Annotated in this window: 1 protein-coding gene; it reads left to right on the forward strand. The window is 32.9% G+C overall.

Annotated elements, in window-relative coordinates; translation table 11 throughout:
- Window positions 1-66 precede the first annotated feature (66 nt).
- A partial coding sequence (locus AA81_RS03970) for a DHH family phosphoesterase (protein ID WP_103898282.1) occupies window positions 67-1,069 on the forward strand: 1,003 nt, incomplete at its 3' end.

Genomic DNA, 1,069 nt, shown 5'->3' on the forward strand with positions numbered 1-1,069 from the left:
AAGGTTGTATACAACGCTATTAAATTATTTTAATGAAAACCATCAAAAAAGAACGGAGGAAAAAAGTTGTCTGAAAATCTAAAAGAGATCGTAGAAGAAATAAGTAAGAATGATAATGTTTTGATAGTAGGGCATATACTCCCAGATGGAGATGATGTGAGTAGTTTAGTATCGATGACTTTAGGATTAGAAAAATTAGGAAAAAATGTGACTGCAGTGATCGACGATGAAATCCCCGAATATCTTTTACAATTTCCTTGGGTTAAATCGAAGATCAAAAAGTTTGAAGATGTTGAAAAAATAATTTATAAGAACTTCGATATCATGGTAATTTTAGACTGCTCATCACCGGATAGAATAGGAAAATTTGAAAAATATTTAAATGCTTTTCATGTCCTTTTGATAGATCATCACGTAACAAATACACATTTTGGAAATTTGAATTGGGTAGACCCCACGATGGCTTCAACTGCTCAAATGGTTTATAGAATATTAACCTCTTTAAATGTTGAATACGACAAAGAACTGGCTACAATGAATTTGTTAGGAATAGCAACCGATACCGGCTTCTTTAAATATCAAAATGCCGACGTTTTAGTTTTCAAAGATGTCACTGAATTGATTGAAAAAGGAGCAAATATTAGTGATATTTCTAATACCATATTGGATAACATACCATTAGAACAGATCTATTTGTACAAAGATGTCATTTCCAATCTTAAACTTGCCTTAAATGGTCAAATTGCTTATTCTTTATTATCCCTGGATATGCTCTCTAAATACAACGTTTTACCAAAAGACTCTCCTTCATTTGTAGAAAACCTTCGATCCATAAGAGGCGTTGAGATCGCCATTGTATTTCAAGAATATGAAAAAGGTTCCTATCATGTTTCATTAAGATCCAAAAAGTGGGCAGATGTATCAAAGATCGCTCTCAATTATGGTGGAGGCGGTCATCCCCGAGCGGCTGGATTTTCAATTGAAACAAACGATATAAAACAAACAATGGAAGAAATTGTCTATTACATATCCAAAACAATAGGAAATCCCAGTCGTAACTTAGCCTATA

It is taken from the genome of Petrotoga halophila DSM 16923 (assembly GCF_002924615.1).